This window comes from Roseateles sp. FW305-36 (assembly GCF_058787015.1).
Genome location: NZ_JBYSZK010000001.1, coordinates 279,318 through 296,350 on the forward strand (window position 1 = coordinate 279,318; position 17,033 = coordinate 296,350).

A 17,033-nucleotide genomic window follows, 5' to 3' on the forward strand; every position below is an offset into this window, starting at 1 on the left:
AGTGACACCTCCCTATCCACTCGACAGCCAGCCGCCCGCCATCGCGCGCGACGAGGAGCCGAGCCCGCCCGCCGCGCCGCCGCAGCGGTCCTGGCCGCTGCGGGTCTACGCCCGCTGGCTGCGCGAAACCTCTTTCCGCCGCCACCTCAGCGTGGCCGTTGCGCTCGGCACGCTGTGCCTGGCCTTGCTGATGGCCGCGGTCAATGCCTGGCAGGGCGGCCGACAGGTACGCGCCATGCTGATGGAGCAGGGCGGCCGCGTGGCCGCCAATCTCGCCTCCAACAGTTCGCTGGCCCTGCTCTATGCGGCGGCCGACAACGCCGAGGAGGCGGTGCGCGCCTCCCTGGCCTTCCCCGACGTGATGGGCATCGAGATCCGCGATACCAAGGGCCGGCTGCTGCTGGCCCTGGGTCCCGAGCGCGACCGGCTGCCCGCGGGGGCGACGCCCATCGCGCCCGACCGGGCCGCCAGCGAGCCCTGGCTGGATCAGGAGACCGAGGACAGCTGGGCCTTCGCCGCCCCGGTCTGGACCCGCCCGGAGGCCTCGCCCTTCGATGTGACGCTGCGCCCGCCGCAACTGCTGGGCCATGTGCGCGTCATCCAGAGCAAGGCCACGCTGCACCGCACCCAAGCCTCGCTCTTCCTCGCCAACTTCGGCGTGGCCGTGTTGTTCACGACAGTCTTCCTGCTGGCGGTGCGTTTCCTGATCCTGAGGCTGACGCGGCCGCTGGGCGCCCTGTCCAAGGCCATGGAGCAGGTCGAGGGAGGCGACAGCGATGCGCGCGCGCCGGCCGGCGGCCCGCGCGACATCGCCGCCATGGCCCACACCTTCAACCGCATGCTGGCCGCCCTGCAGGAGCGCGAGGCCGAGCTCGGTGCCCACCGTGATCACCTGGAAGACCTGGTGCGCGCGCGCACGCTGGAGCTCAGTGATGCCAAGGAGCGCGCCGAGATCGCCAGCCGTGCCAAGAGCCAGTTCCTGGCGCGCATGAGCCATGAGCTGCGCACGCCTCTGAACGCCGTCATGGGCTATGCCCAGATCCTGAAGATGGACAACGGCCTCAGCCCCAAGCAGCGCAACGGCCTGGACATCATCCACAGCAGCGGCCAGCACCTGCTGACGCTGATCGTCGACATCCTCGATTTGTCGCGCATCGAGGCCGGCAAGGCCGAATTGCGCATAGCCCCGGTCGAGCTGGTGGCGCGCCTGCAGGCCGTCATCGACATCGTGCGTGTGATGGCGGAGGATAAGCACATCACGCTGGACCTGCAGCTTGATCCGCAGCTGCCGGCCGTCGTGCTGGCCGACGAAAAGCGGCTCAACCAGATCCTGTTGAATCTGCTGGGCAATGCGGTCAAGTTCACCCATGTGGGCGGCGTGACCTTGCGGGCCGAAGTCGTCCATGGCGCCGACATCGAAGCCGGCCACTGCCTGCTGCGTTTCGACGTGCAGGACACCGGCGTCGGCATCGCCGAGGACCAGGCCGTGCGCCTGTTCGAGCCCTTCGAGCAGGCCGGCAGCGCCGAGCAGCGCGTCGGCGGCACGGGCCTGGGCCTGGCCATCAGCCGCCAGCTGGTGCGCATGATGGGCGGCGAGATCCAGCTCGAGAGCCGGCTGGCCCAGGGCAGCCGGTTCTGGTTCGAGATCAGCGTGCCCGTGCAGGCTTGAGCGCCTTCGCTCCCACGTAGTCGGCGAGGTGCTCGCCGGTCAGCGTCGAGCGCGCCTTGACCAGCTCGGCCGGCGTGCCCTCGAAGACGACCTTGCCGCCGTCATGGCCGGCGCCCGGGCCGAGGTCGATGATCCAGTCGGCATGGGCCATGACGGCCTGGTGGTGCTCGATGACGATGACGGACTTGCCCGCGTCGACGAGGCGGTCCAGCAGGCCCAGCAGCTGCTCGACATCGGCCAGGTGCAGGCCGGCGGTGGGTTCGTCCAGCACATAGACATCGCCCTTCTCGGCCATCTGCGTGGCGAGCTTGAGGCGCTGGCGTTCGCCGCCCGACAGCGTCGTCAGCGGCTGGCCGAGGCTGAGATAGCCGAGGCCGACGTCGGACAGACGTTCGAGGATGGCGTGGGCCGCGGGCGTCAGCTTGGAGAAGAAGGCGGTGGCCTCGCCGACCGACATGGTCAGCACCTCGCTGATGTCCTTGCCACCCAGCTTGTAGTCGAGCACCGCGGCCTGGAAGCGCTTGCCGCCGCAGTCCTCGCAGACCGTCGACACGGTGGCCATGGGCCCCAGGTCGGTGAAGATGAGGCCGGCGCCATTGCAGGTCGGGCAGGCGCCTTCGGAGTTGGCGCTGAAGAGAGCGGGCTTGACGCCATTGGCCTTGGCGAAGGCGCCGCGGATGGGGTCGAGCAGGCCGGTATAGGTGGCCGGGTTGCTGCGCCGCGAGCCGCGGATGGCGGTCTGGTCGATGGCGACGACGCCGCCCTGCCTGGACACGGAGCCGTGGATCAGGGAGCTCTTGCCCGAGCCGGCCACGCCGGTGACGACGCAGAGCACGCCGAGCGGGATGTCGACATTGACCTTCTGCAGGTTGTGCGTGCTGGCACCGCGCACCTTGAGCGCGCCGTGGGACTTGCGGGTCTTGTCCTTCAATGCCGCGCGGTCGTCCAGATGCTTGCCGGTCAGCGTGCCGCTCTTGCGCAGGCCCGGGACTTGGCCCTCGTAGACGATCTCGCCACCTGCCGAGCCGGCACCCGGGCCGAGGTCGACGACATGGTCGGCAATCGCGATGACCTCGGGCTTGTGCTCGACGACCAGGACGGTGTTGCCCTTGTCGCGCAGGCGCTTGAGCAGGCCGTTCATGCGCTGGATGTCGTGCGGGTGCAGACCGGTGGTCGGCTCGTCGAAGACATAGGTCACGTCGGTCAGCGCCGAGCCGAGGTGGCGGATCATCTTGACGCGTTGGGCTTCGCCGCCGGACAGGGTGCCGCTGGGCCGGTCCAGGGACAGGTAGCCCAGGCCGATCTCGGCGAAGGCATCCAGCGAATGCACGAGGGCTGTCAGCAACGGCGCGACGGTGGGTTGCTTGAGTCCGCGCACCCAGTCGGCCAGGTCGCTGATCTGCATTGAGCAGGCGTCGGCGATGCTGAGCTTGGCTATCTTGCAGGAGCGTGCCGCCTCGCTGAGCCGCGTGCCCTGGCATTCCGGGCAGGTCTGGAAGGTGATGACGCGGTCGACGAAGGCGCGGATGTGCGGCTGCAGCGCGTCGACGTCCTTGGACAGGAAGGACTTCTGGATGGACGGGATCAGGCCGGCATAGGTCAGGTTGATGCCATCGACCTTGATCTTGGTCGCTTCCTTGTGCAGCAGGTCGTGCAGCTCGCGCCTGGTGAACTTGGCGATCGGCTTGTCGGGGTCGAAGAAGCCGCAGCCGCGGAAGATGCGGCCGTACCAGCCCTCCATGCTGTAGCCGGGAATGTTGATGGCGCCTTCGTTGATCGACTTGCTGGCGTCGTAGAGCTCGTTCAGGTCGAAGTCGCTGACATGGCCCATGCCTTCGCAGCGCGGGCACATGCCGCCGGTGCGCGAGAAGGTCTGCTTGACGGCCTGGCTGCTCTCCCCCTTGTCTACGGTGATGACCCCGGTGGCCTGCACCGACGGCACGTTGAAGGCGAAGGCGCTGGGCGGGCCGATCTGGGGCGTGCCGACGCGGCTGAACAGGATGCGCAGCATGGCGTTGGCGTCGGTCACCGTGCCGACCGTGGAGCGGGCGTTGGCGCCCAGGCGCTCCTGGTCGACGATGATGGCCGTGGTGATGCCCTCCAGCACGTCCACCTCGGGCCGTGCCAGCGTGGGCATGAAGCCCTGCACGAAGGCGCTGTAGGTCTCGTTGATGAGGCGCTGGGACTCGGCCGCGATGGTGCCGAAGACCAGGGAGCTCTTGCCCGAGCCCGACACGCCGGTGAACACCGTCAGTTTGCGCTTGGGGATGTCGACGCTGACGTCCTTGAGGTTGTTCTCGCGCGCCCCTTGGACGCGGATGCGGTCGTGGTTGTCAGCTGTGGTCATGTTCAGTTTCTTGCGGGCCGAGCGACGGGCCGCTCTCTAGCCGGCCCGCCCTGGCGATGTGCTTGCGGCTCAATGCCGCAAGCATCGGCGTCCACTCGGGGGACCGACCAAGGTAATCCTTGGGCGAGGGGCTTCAAGTTCTTTCTTGAATGCGCAGGAGGTTGCCGGCGGGGTCGCGCACCGCGCAGTCCCGCACGCCATAGGGCTGCATGGTGGGCTCCTCGACGATCTCGGCGTCCTCGGCCTGCAGCCTGGCGAAGGTCTTGTCCAGGTCGGCCGTGGCCAGGATGAGCATGCCGAAGGTGCCCTTGGCCATCATCTCGGTGATGGTGCGGCGCTCGTCTTCGGTGATGCCGGGCGTGATGGCTGGCGGGTGCAGCACGATGGAGGTGTTGGGCTGGCCGGCCGGGCCGACGGTGATCCAGCGCAGGCCGTTGTAGCCGACGTCGTTGCGCACCTCGAAGCCGAGGGTGTCGCGGTAGAAGGCCAGCGACGCCTCGGGGTCGGTCTGGGGCAGGAAGCTCGAGTGAATGCTGATGTCCATGGTGTCAGTCTCCGTGGTGGGTTAGGTCCATGGAAGGCAGTCTAGGTTTCGCTCGCTTCCGGCGCTTCTCGATTCCTGATCGGTTTGGTCACCTGGCGGGCCACGCAGGCCGGCATGCCCGCCGTGGCCTGGGCCTGGTCGCGTTTGTAGGCGCTGGGCGACTGGCCCACCAGTTCGCTGAAGCGGGTGCTGAAGGTGCCCAGCGACGAACAGCCCACCGTGAAGCAGACCTCGGTGACGCTGAGGTCGCCGCGGCGCAGCAGGGCCATGGCGCGTTCGATGCGGCGCGTCATCAGATAGCTGTAGACCGATTCGCCGTAGGCGATGCGGAACTGCCGGCTCAGATGGCCGCCCGACATGTGTACGCCGTGGGCCAGGGCCTCGACGTCCAGCGGCTGGGCATATTCCCGGTCGATGCGGTCGCGCACGCGGCGCAGCCGGGTGAGGTCGCGCAGATGCAGTTCGGAACCGGGCTTGGTGGTCATGCCGGCATGCTGCCAGCTTCAACGGCGCGCGGCGAGCGGGCCAGCCGGTCGCGCAGGCGCAGGCCGGGCTTCTCCACCAGATAGTGCAGGGCGGCGCCGACGGCGAGGATGACCGCGGCATAGACCGGGAACAAGGCCAGCCCCCGCAGGGGCAGGTCCGGTGCGATCCAGGTGGCCACGGCGTGCATGGCAAGCTTGTGGCTCAGGTAGAGGCTGTAGGACACGGCGGCCAGCCAGCCGGCACCGGGCACGCGGCGGCGCCAGGCGCTGGCGGCCAGCACGATGAAGCCGAAGCCGGAGGACAGCAGGGGCCAGCCGACGGCGTTGGCGGCGAGGCCGGTGCGATTGGTGAAGAGGGTGAAGGCGAGGGCGGCCAGGGCGAGGCCGGCCAGCATCAGCCCTGTCGAGCGCGCCTGCAGCCGCGCCCACAGCCCGGGCCGGTAGACGTGCAGCGTCGCCAGCATGACGCCCACCAGCAAGCCGTCCAGCCGCATCCAGGTCGGGTAGTAGATGTCCTCGATGAACCAGGGGCGTTGCGGCTGCAGGGCATCGTTGTGCAGCCAGACGCCGGCGCGCAGCGCGATGCCGCCCAGCACCAGCAGGACGCACAACGCGATGAAGCGCGGTGCCGAAGGCCGGCGCGTGAACCACCAGGCCAGCAGCGGGAAGACCAGATAGAAATGCTCCTCCACGCACAGCGACCAGGCGTGCGAGAAGGCCTGGTTGTGGCCGTAGTCGATGAAGAGGTTCAGCGTGAAGCTCGCGAACTGCCACCAGCTCTCCAGGTTCGGCTCCTCGCGCAGCACCGGGAAGGCGACGTAGACCGCCAGCACGACGGCGAAGGCGGGCAGGATGCGCCAGGCGCGGCGCCAGTAGAAGTCGCTCAAGTGCAGGGCGTCGCCACGCTGCAGCTTGCGCAGCAGCTGCGAGCCGATCAGGAAGCCGCTGAGCACGAAGAAGATGTCCACGCCGGCCCAGCCGAAGCGGGTCAGCCAGGTCCAGTCCGGACCCAGGCCGCCGATGAGGAAGGTGTGGAAGCACATCACCCAGACGATGGCGATGCTGCGCAGCAGGTCGAGGCCGGGAAGGCGTGGCATGGAAAGCGGGCGACAAAAAGGGATGGCAGCGTAACGCTGGCTGCAATGGCTGCCGTTCGTCAGGTGACGGCGTGTTCAGCGGGTCAGCGTGACTTCGCCGCAGTCCTGGTCCATGCCCTGGTGCCGGGCCCGCGGCCGCGGCGGCTTGCCGCTGGTCATGACGTCATGCCAGTGCCAGCTGGCCTTCAGGCGCAGCTTGCCGGTGGTGGGCAGCGTGAAGGCGTCGTTCAGGACCAGCTCGGCGCTCAGGCTCTGGCCGGGCGCCAGGCGCAGATAGTCGTCGGCCGCAGGGTCGCCGCGCTTGCGCATGGCGCCCTGGAAGCTCAGCTCCCCGTCGACCGTGCTGGCCTGCACGAAGGGGCCGAACCAGGCACCCTCGAAGGGGCTGCCCCAGCGCAGCAGATAGAGCTCGCGCGGCCCGCTGTTGATCAGCCTGAACTGCAGCGCCACCTGGCCGTCGGGCTTGGGAAGGGCCTGGAACAGGCAACTCAGGTCGGCGGTGGCGGTGGCGGGGGCTGCGGCCATGGTCAGCGGGCTGGCGGCGAGCAGCGCGAGGGCTGCGGCGAATCGGCGAAGGCGCATCATGGCAGCGAGCCTAGCCGACGCAGGGCGCGGTCGGCAGCCCCCATGAAAAAAGCGCCGCCCGAAGGCGGCGCAACACGAGGGATGTCATACCCACCGCCCGGCAGGGCGATGAGGCCAGTCCGATGTCGGACTCAGTTCTGCGCGGGGTTGTTCTCGGCGAAGTATTCGTGGTTGTCCGAGTTGTCCAGGGCCTTGGTCGGGTTGGACTTGGCCAGGCTCTTGGCCGCGCTCTGGCCATAGGCCCAGTCGTCGGTGCTGGCGATGACGTTGAAGTGCATCATCTCGTGCACCAGGGTGCCGCCCTTGCTGTCGGTGCCCGTCATCGGCGCGCTCCAGAAGGCGCCGCAGACGTAGATCTTGTACGGCTGGGTCGGGTAGACGTAGGCATAGGTGCCGCTGTCCTTGCAGCTGCAGTCCAGCGTCAACGCGGCGGTCTGGAAGGCATTGCGGGCCTTGGTGTAGTGGTCGCGCGCGGTGGCCCAGCGCGACGAGCTGTAGGCGCCGAACCAGGTCGTGTAGCGCGGCGTGGCCGAGGGCGTGCCGTTGAGGTAGTTGGTCGAGCTGACCGAGTAGTTGGTGGCCGCGGTGACGGCCGAGGCAAGCGAGGACTTCTGGCTGCTGGTGCAGGAGCCGGTGTAGGCGATGCTGGCCGCGGCGGCAGTGGCCTCCGCGCGTGCCATGGTGGCCGTTTCGGCATCGGCGCTGGCGGCGTCGAGCTTCTCGTTGCGGCCCTGCGTCCACAGATAGGTGGCCGCGGCGCTGTTCATGGACTGCGCGCCCGAGCCGTGGGTGCCGCGGTCGCTGTGGAACTCGATGGCGTAGCGGCCGTTCTTGCTGAAGTCGTAGTGGCCGGTCAGTTCGACCTGGTAGTTCAGCGTGGCGCCGGCGGCGATTTCGACATAGTCCTTGGCCGTCGGTGCGGCGCGCTTGATGATGGCGCCGGTGTAGCGCACGGGCTTGTCGTCGCGGGTCACCGTGAACAGGGAGCCGCTCATGCTGTCGCTGGGCAGCTGCCAGCGCAGCACCTGCACGGCGCTGCGGCAGCGGTTGGTCACGGCGACGTCCACATGGACGTCCACGTCGCCGTTGACGACGGGGTTGGCGCTGCTCAGGCGCACATCCAGGCACTCCGTGCTGCCGGCGGCATAGCTGGCGCTCGTGGCGACAACGGCAAAGGCGGCGGCGGTCAACTTGAACCAGGTCTTCATGCAAGCTCCTGTCGGCCCCCGGTCGGGGCACTGAGTTGAAGAAGCCGCGGATTCTGGTGAGCTGCGGGCCTCTCGCATCCTGGGACAAGCCTGTCCCTGAAACCTGCTGCGTATCTTGTCTAGACAGGTGTGGAGGCGGGACGACGAATCGCGGTTTCCCCTGAGAGACGGGGCGATGAAGAAAGAGCCAGCGCATCGTCGACGCGCTGGCTCTTCGGCCTGGGGCTTGCGGGTTTCTACGCGGCCAGCAGTTGCCTGAGGACGAAAGGAAGAATGCCGCCGTGGCGGTAGTAGTCCACCTCGATGGCGGTGTCGATGCGCAGGATGAGCACCACGGTCTGGCTGCTGCCGTCGGCGCGGGTGATGGTCATGACCGCATCGCCCTGGGGCTTGATCTCGTCGGCCAGGGTGATGTCAATCGTCTCGGCGCCCGTCAGGCCCAGCGACTCCCAGCTGACGCCGGGTTTGAATTGCAGGGGCAGCACGCCCATGCCGATCAGGTTGCTGCGGTGGATGCGCTCGAAGCTCTTGGCGACGACGGCCTTGATGCCCAGCAGCTGTGTTCCCTTCGCGGCCCAATCCCGACTCGATCCGGTGCCGTATTCTTCGCCGGCGAAGATGACGGTGGGCGTCCCTTCCTTGATGTAGTCCATCGCGGCGTCGTAGATGGTGGTCTGCTGGCCGCCCTTCAGCGTGTAGCCGCCTTCCTCGCGCGAGCCGTCGGCGCGGGCCGGCAGCATCAGGTTCTTCACGCGGACGTTGGCGAAGGTGCCGCGCATCATCACGTCATGGTTGCCACGACGGGCACCGTAGGAATTGAAGTCGGCCTTGATGACGCCGTTGGCGAGCAGGAACTTGCCGGCGGGCGTGGTCTCCCGGAACGAACCCGCGGGGCTGATGTGGTCGGTGGTGATGGAATCGCCGAACAGCGCCATGATCTTGGCGCCCTTGACGCCGGCTTCCAGCGCCTTGGGCACCATGGTGAAGCCCTCGAAGAAGGGCGGCTGGGCGATATAGGTGCTCTGGGGCCAGTTGTAGACCTGGCCCTTGACACCCTTGATGGCGTCCCAGAGCTTGCCCGGCTTCTTGGCCACCTTGTCGTAGTTGGCCTTGAAGGCCTTGGCGTTCATGGCGTACTTCATCAGCTGGTAGATCTCGTCGCTCGTGGGCCAGATGTCGCCCAGGAAGACGGGCTTGCCGCCCTTGCCATAGCCGACCGGCTCGGTCATCAGGTCGCGCCTGACGTTGCCGGCAATGGCGTAGGCGACCACCAACGGTGGGCTGGCCAGGAAGTTGGCCTTCAGGTTGGGGTGGATGCGGGCCTCGAAGTTGCGGTTGCCGGACAGCACGGCGGCGCAGACCAGGTCGTTGTCCTGGATGAGCTTGTTCAGCTCGGCCGTCAGATCGCCGGCATTGCCGATGCAGGTCGTGCAGCCATAGGCGGCGACGTTGAAGCCAAGCTTCTCCAGATAGGGCAGGAGGCCGGCCTTCTCCAGGTATTCGGTGACGATGCGCGAGCCCGGGGCCAGCGAGGTCTTGATGTGAGGCGCGACCTTGAGGCCGGCCTCGACCGCCTTCTTGGCCAGCAGGCCGGCGGCCAGCAGCACGCCGGGGTTGCTGGTGTTGGTGCAGGAGGTGATGGCCGCGATCAACACATCACCGTTCTTCACCGGGACGCCCGACTCGGTGACGAAGGGCTGGGCCAGCTTGTCGGCAGGCTGGTTGAAGCCGTTCTCGGCGATGGGCTTGCTGAAGAGCTCGCCGAACTTGCTCGACAGTTCGGTGATCTCGATGCGGTCCTGCGGGCGCTTGGGGCCGGCCAGGCTGGGGGCGACGGTGCCCAGGTCTAGCGAGACGACGGAAGTGAAGTCGATGTCGCCGGCCTTGGGCACGCCGTACATCTTCTGCGCCTTCCAGTAGGCTTCGAAGGCCTCGATCTCGGCCTTGCTGCGGCCGGTGCCCTTGAAGTAGTCGACGGTCTTGTCGTCGACCGGGAAGAAGCCCATCGTCGCGCCGTACTCGGGCGCCATGTTGGCAATCGTCGCGCGGTCGGGCAGGGCGAGGCTGGCGGTGCCTTCACCGAAGAACTCGACGAACTTGCCGACGACCTTGTGCTTGCGCAGGATCTCGGTGACGGTCAGCACCAGGTCGGTCGCCGTCACGCCTTCGCGCAGCTTGCCGGTCAGCTCGAAGCCGACGACGTCGGGCGTCAGGAAATAGACCGGCTGGCCCAGCATGCCGGCTTCGGCCTCGATGCCGCCCACGCCCCAGCCGACGACGCCGATGCCGTTGATCATCGTCGTATGGCTGTCCGTGCCCACCAGGCTGTCGGGGTAATAGACGCCCCCTTTGGTCTTGTGCACGCCACGGGCCAGGTACTCGAGATTGACCTGGTGGACGATGCCGAAGCCCGGCGGCACGACGCCGAAGGTGTCGAAGGCCTGCATGCCCCACTTCATGAATTCGTAGCGCTCGCGGTTGCGCTCGAACTCCAGCTTCATGTTCAGGTCCAGGGACTTCTTGCTGCCGTAGTGGTCGATCATCACCGAGTGGTCGACGACGAGGTCCACGGGCACCAAGGGCTCGATGGTCTTGGGGTTCTTGCCCAGGGTGGCGGCGACATTGCGCATGGCGGCCAGGTCGGCCAGCAGGGGCACGCCGGTGAAGTCCTGCAGCACGACGCGGGCGACGACGAAGGGAATCTCGTCGACCCGGGCCGCGGTGGGCTTCCAGTTGGCGAGCTGCTCGACGTGCTCCTTCGTCACCTTCTTGCCGTCGCAGTTGCGCAGCACGCTCTCCAGCACGATGCGCATGGAAATCGGCATGCGCGCCACGTTGGGGAAGGCCTTGGCCAGGGCGGGCAGGGAGAAATACTGGCCCGACTTGCCGGAGGCGGTCTTGAAGCTGGCCTGGGTGCTGGCGAAAGCGTGGGCGGCGGTGGGTTTCGGCACGGTTACTCCTTTAGGATTCCGGACCATTCTGGCGAGCTTGTCGTGACTTGTGTGAATTCCGCCTTTAAGGCTCGGGCATGACCGCGCCTTCCGCTCGCCCGCGTCTTTTTCCGCTGACCTGGCCCCTGCTGCTCGAGTTGCTGCTCGGCATTGGCCTGGGCGTCATCGGCACGGGCCTGGCGGCCCGGCTGTCGGACAACAGCGGCGCCGCCTTCGGCATTGCCAACCAGGTCTTCGCGGCCCTCTTCGTGCTGTTCCGCGTCATCGGTGCCGGCGTCAGCGTGGCGGTGACCCAGGCCCTGGGGGCCGGCCGGCGCGACCAGGCCGATGCCGTGGCCCGTGCCGTGGTCGGCGCGAGCACCTGGCTGGGCCTGGGTGGGGCGGCCCTGGCCCTGGTGGCCGCCGGGCCGATGCTGTCCCTGGTCAACACGCCGGCCGAGGTCGCGCCGCTGGCCCGTACCCTGCTGCAGGCCCTGGCCCCGGCCCTGCTGCTGGACGCCTGGAACGCCAACATGTCCAGCGTCATGCGCGCCCATCTGCGCAGTCGAGAGGCCTTGTTCGTCGTCGTCGTCATCCAGTCGGTGACGCTGGGCGTGGCCCTGCTGGCCATGCCCCACCTGGGCCTGCCGGGTTATGCGCTGGCCTGCATCCTGGGGCGCGGCATGGGCCTTGCAATGCACATCACGTTGTGGCGCGGCCGGCTGGACCTGAAGCTGAAGGCTCACGACTGGTGGCGGCTGGTGAAGGCGCCGCTGGCCACGGTGCTGCACATCGGCATCCCCGGCGCGGCCGAGAACATCGCCTGGCGCGCCGCCTTCATGACCAGCCTGGCGGCGGTGGCCCAGCTCGGCGCCCACGCCCTGGCGACGCACGCCTACACCATGCAGTTCCTGCACGTGATCCTAATGTTCGGCCTGGCCATCGGCTTCGCCGTCGAGATCCTGGTCGGCCACATGATTGGCGCCGGGGAGTTGCATGCGGCCCACAAGCTGGTGCGCAAGTCGCTCGGGTTGGGCATCGTCGTCGCCTTCCTCGTGGCCAGCAGCTTTGCGCTTGCCGGCCCCTGGCTGCTGACGAAGTTCACGTCCGACCCCGAGATCGTCGCCATGGGCTGCACCCTGCTGTGGTGGACGGTGCTGGTGGAGCCCGGGCGCACCTTCAACCTCGTCGTCATCAACGCGCTGCGGGCCACGGGCGACGCCCGCTACCCCGTCATCGCCGGCGCCGCCTCCATGGCCATCGTGCTGGCCGGGGGCAGCTGGTTCCTGGGCGTGCACCTGGGCTGGGGCCTGGTGGGGGTCTGGATCGCCTATGCGGCGGATGAGTGGATTCGAGGCCTGCTGATGTGGCGGCGTTGGGCGACACTGGGGTGGCTGCCGCACGCCCGGGCGGCCCACCGCAAGCTACGGTTGGCCAAGGTCGGGTAATCAGTATTTTCCTACCCAGTAAAACTTGAGGGATGTTTTCTACAATGCGCCCCTTTCGCCTTGCCACACGCCCACCCATGAAGTTCGCTCTGTCCAGCCTCCCTCTGGCCCTGATGCTCGCCTGCGGCGCGGCTGCCGCCCAGCAGCCCGCGGTGATCTTCGACATGGGCGGCAAGTTCGACAAATCCTTCAACCAGGCTGGCTACCAGGGTGCCGAGCAGTGGAAGAAGGAGACCGGCAAGACCTATCTCGAGTTCGAGATCAGCAACGACACGCAGCGCGTGCAGGCCATCCGCCGCATGGCCGAGCGGGGCGCCAGCCCCATCATCAGCATCGGTTTTGCCCAGGCTTCGGCCCTGCAACAGGTCGCCAAGGACTTCCCCAAGACCCAGTTCGCCATCATCGACGCCAAGGTCGAACTGCCCAATGTGCAGTCCACGCTCTTCAAGGAGCATGAGGGCAGCTACCTGGTCGGCGCCATGGCCGCCATGGTCAGCAAGACCGGCAAGGTCGGCTTTGTCGGTGGCATGGACATCCCGCTGATCCGCAAATTCCAGTGCGGCTACGAGCAGGGCGCCAAGGCGACCAACGCCAAGATCGAGGTCTTCTCCAACATGACGGGCACCACGTCCACGGCCTGGAACGACCCGACCCGCGGCGGTGAGCTGGCCAAGGCCCAGTTCGCCAAGGGCTCGGACGTCGTCTTCGCCGCGGCCGGCGGCACCGGCGTGGGCGTCTACCAGGCGGCCAAGGACGCCGGCAAGCTCGCCATCGGCGTGGACAGCAACCAGAACCACCTGCAGCCCGGCACCATGCTGACCTCCATGGTCAAGCGCGTGGACGTGGCCGTCTACAACGTGCTCAAGGGCTGGAAACCCGGCGTGCAGGTGCTGGGCCTGAAGGAAGGCGGCGTGGACTACGCCGCCGACGAGCACAACGCCAAGCTGCTGAACCCGACGCTGAAGGCCAAGGTCGATGCCGTGAAGGCCGACATCATTGGCGGCAAGGTGAAGGTCGCCGACTACATGGCGGACGGAAGCTGCAAGCTTTGAGGGATGGACCTGACGGCGTACCCGCCGGCAGCTCCGTCCCCAACTGACTCAGATTCAGCCTTTCGCACATGACCGCAGTCGCCGTTCGTCTCAACGCCATCTCCAAGCGCTTCGGCGCAGTCCAGGCCAACCGCGAGGTGTCCTTCGACATCGCCGCGGGGGCCGTGCATGGCCTGGTCGGCGAGAACGGCGCCGGCAAGAGCACGCTGATGGCCATCCTGTATGGCTACTACCACGCCGACGCCGGCCACATCGAGGTCAACGGCCAGCAGGTCCACATCGCCAATTCCCAGCAGGCCATTGGCCTGGGCATCGGCATGGTCCACCAGCACTTCATGCTGGTCGACACGCTGAGCTGCCTGGAAAACATCATGCTGGGCGCCGAGGGCGGCTTCTTCCTGACGCCGTCCAAGGCCAAGGTGAGAGCCAGGCTGGAGGCGCTGATGGCCGAGACCGGCCTGCAGGTGCATCTGGACGCCCTGGTCAGTGACCTCCCCGTGGGCGAGCTGCAGCGGCTGGAAATCCTGAAGGCCCTGTACCGCGGCGCCAGGATCCTGATCCTGGACGAACCGACAGCCGTGCTGACGCCGCAGGAGACCGACCAGCTTTTCGTCACGCTGCGCAAGCTCAGGGAGCGCGGCACGACCATCATCCTCATCACGCACAAGCTGCGCGAGGTCATGAGCCTGTGCAGCGCCGTGACGGTGATGCGCGCCGGCCAGGTCGTCGAGACGCGTCCCATCGTTCAATGGACAGAAGAGTCGCTCGCTGAATCCATGGTGGGCCGCAAGGTGACGCTGGGCCGGCCCGAGGGGCTGGAAGTCCATGCCGGCGAAGTGCGCCTGCAGGCTGCCGGCCTCAGCCTCAAGCATGCCAACGGCGTGCCGGCGTTGAAGGACGTGAGCCTGACGCTGAAGGCCGGCGAGATCGTCGGCGTGGCCGGCGTGTCGGGCAATGGCCAGAGCGAATTGCTGGAAGTGCTGTCCGGCCTGCGCGCGCCCGAGGGTGGCCGCATGGAGCTGGGTGGCCAGACTTTCTCGCCCGAGGCCTGGCTGGATACGGCTCAAGCCCGTCCGCTGCGCCTGGCCCATGTGCCCGAGGACCGGCATGCCGTCGGCCTGGTCATGAGCTTCCCGGCCTGGGAATCCGCCGCGCTCGGCTACCAGGGCCTGCCCAAGTACCGCAAGGGCGCGTCCATGAACCATGCCGCCATGCGCGAGGCGACGAAGCAGATGCAGGAGCGCTTCGACGTGCGCCCGCGCGACGAGAACCTGGGCTCGTCCAAGTTCTCCGGCGGCAACCAGCAGAAGCTGATCCTGGCCCGCGAGATCGGCGAACAGCCCACCGTGCTGCTGGTGGGCCAACCCACCCGCGGCGTCGACATCGGCGCCATCGAATTCATCCACCACCAGCTGCGCGCCCTGCGCGACGCCGGCTGCGCGGTGCTGCTGGTCAGCAGCGAGCTGGACGAGATCCTGGCCCTGGCCGACCGCGTCGTCGTCATGAACTGCGGCCGCATCACCGGTGAACTCGCCATCGAGGACTGCGACGAGAAGCGTCTCGGCCTGCTGATGGCCGCACAAGAAGAACGAGCTGCCGCATGAGCCAGCCTTTGACTCTCCCCCGCTGGATCGACATCGGCCTGCTGCCGCTGTGGAACCTCGCCATCGCCCTGGTCGTGGCCGGTCTCGTCGTCATGGTCATCGGCCACAGCCCCTGGCAGGCGCTGACCGTGCTGCTCAACGGCGCCCTGGGCAGCGTGCGCGGCCTGGGCTATTCGCTCTATTACGCAACGACCTTCATCTTCACGGGCCTGGCGGTGGCGGTGGCCATCCACGCCGGCCTGTTCAACATCGGCGGCGAGGGCCAAGCGACCCTGGGTGGCGTGGGCGTGGCCCTGGTGGCCCTGTGGCTGGGCGCCAAGCTGCCGGCCGTCGTCATGCTGCCGCTGCTGGTCGTGGCCTCGGCCTTCTTCGGCATGCTGTGGGCGGCCCTGCCGGCCTATCTTCAGGCCTGGCGCGGCAGCCACATCGTCATCACGACGATCATGTTCAATTTCCTCGCCGCCAGCCTGAACGGCTATCTGCTGGTGAACTGGCTGCGCCCGGCCGGCAGCATGGCCGTCGAGTCGGCCGAGTTCGCCGACAGCGCCCGCATGCCGGCCCTGCACCAGATCGCGGCTGCCATGGGCTATGAGCTGCCCTCGTCGCCGCTCAACCTCAGCCTCGTCATCGCGCTGATCGCCTGCGTCTTCGTCGGCTGGTTCCTGTGGCGCAGCGCCGCCGGCTACGCCGTGCGCGCCGTCGGTAGCGCCCCGCGCGCGGCCCATTACGCCGGCATCCGCCCGCGGGCCCAGGTGCTGATCGCCATGGCCATCTCCGGCGCGCTGGCCGGCATGGTGGGCATCAACGAGATCTCGGGCGTGCAGGGCAAGCTGACGCTGGACTTCGTCGCCGGCGCCGGCTTCACCGGCATCGCCGTGTCGCTGATGGGTCGCAACCATCCTGTCGGCATCATCCTGGCCTCGCTGCTCTTCGGCGTGCTCTACCAGGGCGGCGTCGAGGTGTCGTTCGAGTTGCAGGGCTTCAGCCGCGAGATGGTCGTGACGGCCCAAGGGCTCATCGTGCTGTTCTCCGGCGCCATGGCCACCGTCAGCGCGCCGCTGTTTGCGCGTGTCTACGCAAAGATCAAGGGAGGCCGCCATGGATGAAGTCCTGATCGCCTCGGTCATCGCCTCCACGCTGCGCGTCAGTGCGCCGCTGTTGCTGTGCGCGATGGCGGGCGTGCTGTCGGAGCGCGCCGGCGTCATCGACCTGGGCCTGGAAGGCAAGATGCTGTTCGCCGCATTCGCCGCAGCGGCAGCCGCCTCGGTCACGCATTCCACCGCCTACGGGGTGCTGGCCGCCATCGCCGTTGCCTGCGTGGCCTCGCTGCTGCACGGCTTTGCCTGCGTGACCAACCGTGGCGACCAGGTCGTCTCCGGCGTCGCACTGAACATGATTGCTGCGGGCCTCACGGTGGTTCTGGGCATTGCCTGGTTCCAGCAGGGCGGCCAGACGCCGCCCATCGACCCCGATGTGCGCCTGACGGCCATCGCCAAGGGCTTTGCCGAGCCCCAGCCCGGCAACTGGTTCGCCTCCGTCTTCGGCCACGGCTTCCTCAGCCACAACGTGCTGGTCTATGTCGCCTTCCTGATGGTGGCGGCGGTCTGGTTCTTCCTGGAACGCACCCGCCCGGGCCTGCGCCTGCGCGCGGTGGGCGAGAACCCGGCCATGGTGGAAGCCGCCGGCATGTCGGTCCAAGGCCTGCGCTACCAGGCCCTGTTGATGAATGGCGTGCTCTGCGGCCTGGCCGGCTCCTATCTGACGCTGGCGCAGAACGCTTCGTTCAGCCCCAACATGACGGCGGGCCGCGGCTTCATCGCGCTGGCCGCCATGATCTTCGGCAAGTGGAAGCCGCTGCCGACGATGGGCGCCTGCCTGCTGTTTGGCTTCCTGGACGCCATGGCCATCCGGCTCCAAGGCGTGCAACTGCCAGGCATCGGCGAAGTGCCGGTGCAATTGATCCAGGCGCTGCCTTATATCTTGACGGTCGTCCTTTTGGCTGGCTTCATTGGTTCTGCCATCGCCCCCAAGGCGCTGGGCCGCCCCTATGTGAAGGAGCGTTGA

13 protein-coding genes are annotated in these 17,033 nt (G+C 67.7%); 6 read left to right on the forward strand and 7 right to left on the reverse strand.

Features of this window, described 5'->3' with window-relative positions; genetic code table 11:
- Position 1 precedes the first annotated feature (1 nt).
- On the forward strand, positions 2–1,669 hold the full coding sequence (locus AC3WOE_RS01320) for an ATP-binding protein (protein ID WP_492687695.1): 1,668 nt from the start codon (positions 2–4) through the stop codon (positions 1,667–1,669).
- Here the strand turns inward: AC3WOE_RS01320 and AC3WOE_RS01325 are convergent.
- The 7 genes from AC3WOE_RS01325 to acnA form a co-directional block, all read right to left on the reverse strand.
- The gene (locus AC3WOE_RS01325) at positions 1,647–4,016 is read right to left on the reverse strand and encodes an ATP-binding cassette domain-containing protein (protein ID WP_492687696.1); all 2,370 of its coding nucleotides are present in this window, start codon (positions 4,014–4,016) and stop codon (positions 1,647–1,649) included. The two genes, AC3WOE_RS01320 and AC3WOE_RS01325, sit on opposite strands and share 23 nt — an antisense overlap.
- A gap of 133 nt (positions 4,017–4,149) precedes the next feature.
- Positions 4,150–4,560, reverse strand: coding sequence for a VOC family protein (locus AC3WOE_RS01330; protein ID WP_492687697.1), 411 nt, complete (start codon positions 4,558–4,560; stop codon positions 4,150–4,152).
- Between the two features lie 41 nt (positions 4,561–4,601).
- Positions 4,602–5,045, reverse strand: coding sequence for a helix-turn-helix transcriptional regulator (locus AC3WOE_RS01335; RefSeq protein WP_492687698.1), 444 nt, complete (start codon positions 5,043–5,045; stop codon positions 4,602–4,604).
- Positions 5,042–6,142, reverse strand: coding sequence for an acyltransferase family protein (locus AC3WOE_RS01340; RefSeq protein ID WP_492687699.1), 1,101 nt, complete (start codon positions 6,140–6,142; stop codon positions 5,042–5,044). Before AC3WOE_RS01340 ends, AC3WOE_RS01335 begins: the two co-directional genes overlap by 4 nt.
- A gap of 75 nt (positions 6,143–6,217) precedes the next feature.
- Entirely contained in the window at positions 6,218–6,727 is a 510-nt protein-coding gene (locus AC3WOE_RS01345; RefSeq protein ID WP_492687700.1) for a hypothetical protein, read from the reverse strand.
- 131 nt (positions 6,728–6,858) lie between these two features.
- Positions 6,859–7,935, reverse strand: a complete 1,077-nt coding sequence (locus AC3WOE_RS01350; protein ID WP_492687701.1) for a M35 family metalloendopeptidase — start codon at positions 7,933–7,935, stop codon at positions 6,859–6,861.
- A gap of 236 nt (positions 7,936–8,171) precedes the next feature.
- On the reverse strand, positions 8,172–10,886 hold the full coding sequence (gene acnA / locus AC3WOE_RS01355) for an aconitate hydratase AcnA (protein WP_492687702.1): 2,715 nt from the start codon (positions 10,884–10,886) through the stop codon (positions 8,172–8,174).
- A 77-nt stretch (positions 10,887–10,963) separates the two neighbouring features.
- Between acnA and AC3WOE_RS01360 the strand changes: the two genes are divergently transcribed.
- The 5 genes from AC3WOE_RS01360 to AC3WOE_RS01380 all read left to right on the forward strand — a co-directional run bounded on the left by AC3WOE_RS01360 (position 10,964) and on the right by AC3WOE_RS01380 (position 17,033).
- Positions 10,964–12,313 (forward strand): MATE family efflux transporter, encoded by a 1,350-nt coding sequence (locus tag AC3WOE_RS01360; RefSeq protein ID WP_492687703.1) that lies wholly within the window; start codon positions 10,964–10,966, stop codon positions 12,311–12,313.
- A 77-nt stretch (positions 12,314–12,390) separates the two neighbouring features.
- On the forward strand, positions 12,391–13,365 hold the full coding sequence (locus AC3WOE_RS01365) for a BMP family lipoprotein (protein ID WP_492687704.1): 975 nt from the start codon (positions 12,391–12,393) through the stop codon (positions 13,363–13,365).
- 68 nt (positions 13,366–13,433) lie between these two features.
- Entirely contained in the window at positions 13,434–14,969 is a 1,536-nt protein-coding gene (locus AC3WOE_RS01370; RefSeq protein ID WP_492687705.1) for an ABC transporter ATP-binding protein, read from the forward strand.
- Positions 14,966–16,075 carry an ABC transporter permease gene (locus AC3WOE_RS01375; protein ID WP_492687706.1) on the forward strand — a complete coding sequence of 370 codons (1,110 nt, stop codon included), beginning with the start codon at positions 14,966–14,968 and terminating at the stop codon, positions 16,073–16,075. Before AC3WOE_RS01370 ends, AC3WOE_RS01375 begins: the two co-directional genes overlap by 4 nt.
- A complete protein-coding gene (locus AC3WOE_RS01380; RefSeq protein ID WP_492687707.1) occupies positions 16,068–17,033 on the forward strand; it encodes an ABC transporter permease in 966 nt (321 codons plus the stop codon). The genes AC3WOE_RS01375 and AC3WOE_RS01380 overlap by 8 nt, the downstream gene beginning before the upstream one ends.